At 33.6% G+C, this 6,250-nt stretch carries 4 protein-coding genes and 1 pseudogene; all 5 read left to right on the forward strand.

The genetic code is table 11. The annotated features are described in order from the left end of the window. Positions 1-81 precede the first annotated feature (81 nt). Positions 82-1,323, forward strand: a complete 1,242-nt coding sequence (gene arcA, locus EQ827_RS07400; RefSeq protein ID WP_181190363.1) for an arginine deiminase — start codon at positions 82-84, stop codon at positions 1,321-1,323. Between the two features lie 89 nt (positions 1,324-1,412). Then, entirely contained in the window at positions 1,413-2,444 is a 1,032-nt protein-coding gene (argF, locus tag EQ827_RS07405) for an ornithine carbamoyltransferase (protein ID WP_181190364.1), read from the forward strand. A 102-nt stretch (positions 2,445-2,546) separates the two neighbouring features. Further along, positions 2,547-3,488, forward strand: coding sequence for a carbamate kinase (gene arcC, locus EQ827_RS07410; RefSeq protein WP_181190365.1), 942 nt, complete (start codon positions 2,547-2,549; stop codon positions 3,486-3,488). A 234-nt stretch (positions 3,489-3,722) separates the two neighbouring features. Next, positions 3,723-5,155: pseudogene (gene arcD / locus EQ827_RS07415) on the forward strand (arginine-ornithine antiporter). Positions 5,156-5,182: 27 nt separating this feature from the next. Then, the coding region (locus tag EQ827_RS07420) for a basic amino acid/polyamine antiporter (protein WP_181190366.1) at positions 5,183-6,250 on the forward strand (1,068 nt) is incomplete at its 3' end.

Genomic DNA, 6,250 nt, shown 5'->3' on the forward strand with positions numbered 1-6,250 from the left:
GATTAAAAGACTGCACTTGACACCGTTTACAGAAATGGTATAAATAATATGTAACAACGTTAACAAATGGAGGTAAGAAAAATGACAGAACCAATTCATAATTATTCAGAAATTGGTAAGCTAAAAACTGTTATGTTAAAGCGGCCGGGTCATGAAGTGGAAAATTTCACTCCTGACATGATGCCAAGGCTACTTTTTGATGACATTCCATATTTACCAATTGCCCAAAAAGAACATGATTTTTTTGCGCAGACTTTACGTGACAATGACGTTGAAGTTCTGTACATGGAAAATCTTTCAGCTGAAGCATTAGATGCTGGTGGTACAAAGGTTAAAGATGATTTTTTGGAACAAATGTTGTCCGAATCTGGCTATGTTTCAGGATCTATTCATGATGCTTTAAAAGAATATCTTTCCAGTATGTCAACTCAAGATATGGTTAATAAAATTATGGCAGGTGTACGGAAAAACGAACTAGATTTTGTTCCTAAAGATCTTGTAAGTTTAGCTGAAGATTCCAATTATGAGTTTTATATGGATCCTATGCCTAATTTATATTTTACTCGTGACACATCAGCTTGTATTGGTAACGGTATAAGCATTAATCATATGACTTTTGCAGCCCGACAACGTGAGTCATTATTTAATGAGATGATTATTAAGTATCATCCACGCTTTGCTAATAAAGGTGTACATGTGTGGCGTGATCGGAATCATAATACGCGTATTGAGGGTGGAGACGAGCTAGTATTAAGTGATCATGTTATGGCTATTGGTGTCTCTCAGAGAACATCAGCAGATGCGATTCAAGATATTGCTAAGAATCTTTTCTCCAATAGTAGTTATGATACTGTAATAGCAATTGGAATTCCTCATAATCATGCAATGATGCATTTAGATACTGTATTTACTATGATCAATTATGATCAGTTTACAGTACATCCAGGTATTCTAAGTGAAGATGGAAAGATTGATACTTGGACGATTACACCTGGTAAAAATAGTAATGAGTTAAACATTAAACATGATACTGATTTAAAAGAAGTTCTAAAAAGAGCACTAGGTATTAGTGAATTGGATTTGATTCCAACAGGTAATGGTGATCCAATTATTGCTGGACGTGAACAATGGAATGATGGATCAAACACATTGACAATTGCACCAGGCGTGGTTGTAACTTATAATCGTAATTATGTTTCTAATGATTTGTTAAGAAAACACGGATTAAAGGTGTTGGAAGTAATTTCAAGTGAATTGTCTCGCGGTCGTGGGGGCCCACGTTGCATGAGTTGTCCAATGGTTAGAGAAGATCTTAAAAAATAATTTATTATTCTTCAAATGATATAATACTGTACGTAAAATTATGTTAATTTAATAAATTAAAAACATTCTTTAAGGAGAAAAGGTTGACCATGACTAAAGATTTTAAACAAAGTGTATTTCAAGGAAGAAGTGTTTTAGCTGAAAAAGATTTTTCAGCTGCAGAGTTAGAGTTTTTAATTGATTTTGGATTACATTTAAAAGCATTAAAAAAAGCACATATTCCACATCGTTATTTAGAAGGTAAAAACATTGCTCTTTTATTTGAAAAATCATCTACAAGAACACGATCTGCTTTTACTACAGCAGCAATTGATTTAGGAGCACATCCTGAATATCTTGGCTCTGGTGATATTCAATTAGGCAAAAAAGAATCCACTTCTGATACTGCCAAAGTTCTAGGTAGTATGTTCGATGGTATTGAATTTCGTGGATTTAAGCAAAGTGATGCTGAAATATTAGCTAAAGACAGTGGTGTTCCAGTTTGGAATGGTTTAACCGATGAATGGCATCCTACCCAAATGTTAGCTGATTTTATGACAGTAAAAGAAAATTTTGGGAAATTAAAGGGATTAACTCTCACATTTATGGGAGATGGTCGTAATAATGTTGCTAATTCCTTATTAGTCACAGGTGCTATCTTGGGAGTTAATGTGCACATTGTTGCACCAAAAGAATTGTTCCCAACAGATGATACTCAAAAAATTGCACAAAGTTTTGCTAAAAAATCAGGTGCTGAATTAGTTATTACTGATAATGTAGACGAAGGTATGAAGGGATCAAATATTGTTTATACTGACGTTTGGGTATCAATGGGAGAAGATAATTGGGAAGAACGTGTTAAATTATTACGTCCATATCAAGTTAACATGGATGCAATGAAGAAAACAGGTACTCCTGATGATCAATTAATATTTATGCACTGTCTACCAGCTTTTCATAACACTGATACTGAATACGGTAAAGACGTTGAAAAACAATATGGTATTAAAGAAATGGAAGTTACTGACGAAGTTTTCAATAGCAAATATGCACGCCAATTTGAAGAAGCAGAAAATAGAATGCACTCAATTAAGGCAATTATGGCTGCAACTTTAGGTAATTTATTCATTCCTAGAGTATAATTATAAAGTTATATAAAAACTAATTATTTACGGAGGCCGTGACAAGCTTAGAGTCTGTCCGGCCTCTTGTACTTTATTAAAAGTATTAAGGAGATAATAATTATGAAAAAAAAGATTGTTGTAGCTCTTGGTGGAAACGCTATTCTTTCAGAAAATGCCTCAGCTTCTGCTCAACAAAAAGCTTTATCCAACACAGCAGAATACCTTGTTAAGTTCATTGAAAATGGGGATCAATTGATCATATCACATGGAAATGGGCCACAAGTTGGTAATTTGTTACTGCAGCAGGCTTCAGGAAGCACCAAAGAGAATCCTGAAATGCCATTAGATACTTGTGTGGCTATGACACAAGGAAGCATAGGTTACTGGATGCAAAATGCATTAAGTCAACTTTTAAGAGTCAAAAAAATAGATAAAAGCGTTGTTACATTAGTTACTCAAGTAGAAGTAAATGCCGATGATCCAGCATTTACTAATCCAAGTAAGCCAATAGGGCCGTTCATGACTAAAGAGCAAGCTTCCGCTGCTAAAGAAGAAAACCCTAATTTTTCATTTGTAGAAGATGCTGGTCGTGGATATAGACGAGTAGTTGCTTCTCCAAAGCCAATTAATGTCATTGAAAGTAGTGCTATTAGTACTTTAGTTGATGCTGGTGTTATTCCAATTTCTGTCGGTGGTGGTGGAGTTCCAGTAGTTACTCAAGGTACAAAACTTATAGGTAAAGAAGCTGTTATTGATAAAGACTTTGCAAGCGAAAAATTAGCTGAGTTAGTTCATGCAGATCAATTAATTATTTTGACAGCTGTAAAAAATGTTTACATTAATTTTAATAAACCTAGTCAAAAGAAATTAGAACATGTTACAGTATCACAACTAGAAAAATATATTGATGAGAAGCAATTTGCTGCAGGTAGTATGTTACCTAAAGTTCAGGCTGCAATAGATTTTGTAAAGGCAACGGGTAATACTGCAGTTATTACATCACTTGATGGAATTGACGATTTTATAAATAACAATGCTGGTACCATAATTACAGTGGATTAGGATTAAATTACTTAATCAAGATATAAATAATATGCTTTAGAAGCATTAATGCAACAATTTAACATATTTGCAACTTATTGAATTATTAATATAGGGTTGTTTATATGTTTAGTTATAATGTTGATGATTATTATGGTAATTAAAGTATTTTTATGTATGTGATTTTTAATGTGTATTGAGTGTAATTTGCATTGATTAAAAGTATTTTGCCTATATTGGTGAAAGGATAGATTAATGGGATCGCAAAATGATAACCCAGGTGGAATAAATCTACTGTCATTAATTGCAATGGTTGTAACTTCAGCGATTGGTTCAGGGATATTTGCCTTAACTTCAGATTTAGCAAAATCAGCCTCACCAGGAGCAGTTTTAATAGCTTGGTTCATTGTTGGTACTGGTATTATGATGTTGGCATTAACATTCAATAATCTGATCATAAAAAGACCGGATTTAAGTGGTGTTTTTGACTATGCAGAAGCCGGTTTTGGTCAATACGCCGGATTTATTAGCGGATGGGGATATTGGTTGTCATCATGGTTAGGGAATGTTGCATTTGCTACAGTGATGATGAGCTCTATAGGATATTTTATTCCAATCTTTAAATCAGGAAATAATTTACCTTCAATTCTTGTTGCTAGTGCTATCTCGTGGATACTAACTTTAATTGTTTATCATGGAATTGAGAGTGCTGCCATTTTAAATACATTTATTACTATTTGTAAATTAATACCTCTGTTTACATTCATTATATTTGCTATCATTTTATTCAAAGGACATATTTTCACTGCTCATTTTTGGAGTAATGTCAACAGTAATGTTAACCATGGTTCTAGCATAGGTTTACAAATCAAGAACTGCATGATGGTTTTGATGTGGCTTTTTGTTGGTATTGAGGGAGCAGTTAATATGTCATCAAGAGCTAAGAAAAAAACTGATGCTGGAAAGGCAACAATCTTAGGATTGATTTGCTTATTAACTATCTATATTTTGGCTTCGGTACTACCTTATGGGTATTTAAGTCAACATAAATTAGCAACTATTGAACAACCAGCCATGGTTTATATATTTAAAGATATGGTGGGAAATTGGGGTGGTGCGCTAATTAGTATAGGTTTAGTGTTATCTACAATGGGTTCTTGGTTTTCTTGGACAATGCTGCCTGCAGAAACAGTAATGCTTATGGCTGATCGTAATTTGTTACCAAGTAAATTAGGACATAGAAATAAGTATGGAGCTCCTACTGAATCTTTATTGATTAGTGGCTTATTGGTTCAAATATTTCTTATTTCTTTACTATTTACTCAGAGCGCTTATCAGTTTGCTTATTCGCTATGTACATCTGCAATTGTAATTAGTTATATTTTAGTAGCTGCCTATCAAATTAAATATTCGTGGCAGAATATACATGATCCAGGAAACAAGATACAACTTTTCTTTGGTGTTTTTTCATTTCTGTTCGAATGTATTGGTATTTATATGGCTGGATTCCAGTACGTATTGTTATGTTTATCGATTATATTCCAGGTTTATTTCTATTTGTAATAGCTCATTTTTTAAAAAATTACACAAATAAGTTTAATAAAATTGAAACACTAGTAACAATATTAATATGCATTGGTGCCATCATAGGAATTATTATGTTGATTAATGGTAAAATAACAACATGATTTATGATTTAAGAGGGGCGATTTATAATGAAAGAACGCGATGGTAAATTAGGTTTACTTGAGCTTGTTGGATTGGTTGTTGGCTCTATTATTGGTGGGGGTGTATTTAACTTAATGCACGATATGGCCACTGGAGCTGGAGCTGGAGCGATTATAATTGGTTGGATTATTACTGCTATTGGTATGATAATGTTAGCTTTTTCTTTTCAAAATTTAACTATGAAACGACCAGATCTAGATGCAGGTGTTTATAGCTACGCAGAAGCAGGATTCGGAAAATATATGGGATTTAATTCAGCTTGGGGCTATTGGGCATCAGCGTGGTTAGGTAATGTAGGTTATGCGACGCTGTTAATGAGTGCTGTGGCGTATTTTTTACCGATATTTGGAAACGGACAAAATATCTGGTCTATTTTAGCAGCTTCAATAATTTTATGGGCTTGCCATTTCATGATTTTAAGAGGTGTTGAGTCAGCATCATTTGTAAATACTATTATTACTATAGCTAAACTCATACCTATATTTTTGTTTTTAGTAATTGTTTTATTTGCTTTTAAATTGAATATGTTTAGTAATGATTTTTGGTTTACTCCAACAGGACATTTTGAATTTGCCGATGTTCTTAAGCAAGCAAAAAGTACAATGTTGGTAACGGTCTGGGTTTTCATAGGTATAGAAGGAGCTGTAGTCTTTTCTGGACGAGCACGTAAACGTTCAGATGTTGGTAAAGCGACAGTATTGGGTATTATAACTGTTATTCTAATTTATATGTTGGTAACATTATTATCTTTTGGAGTAATGAAGCGTGCAGGTTTAGCACATTTAAGTCAGCCAGCAATGGCTCAACTTTTACAAAGTATAGTTGGTAAATGGGGTGCTATGGTTGTTAATCTCGGATTAATTATCTCGGTTGTTGGTGCTTGGCTTTCGTGGACAATGTTTGCCGGCCAGTTACCTTATGAAGCGGCTAAGGAAGGTTCTTTTCCAAAGATGTTCGCTAAAGAAAATAAAAATGGAGCACCTATTACTTCATTAACAGTAACTAATATTTCTGTGAATTATACTTTCTTATTTTCTTATGTTATCCTAGTCGTT

The organism is Bombilactobacillus bombi (assembly GCF_013607485.1).
Lineage (GTDB): Bacteria > Bacillota > Bacilli > Lactobacillales > Lactobacillaceae > Bombilactobacillus > Bombilactobacillus bombi_A.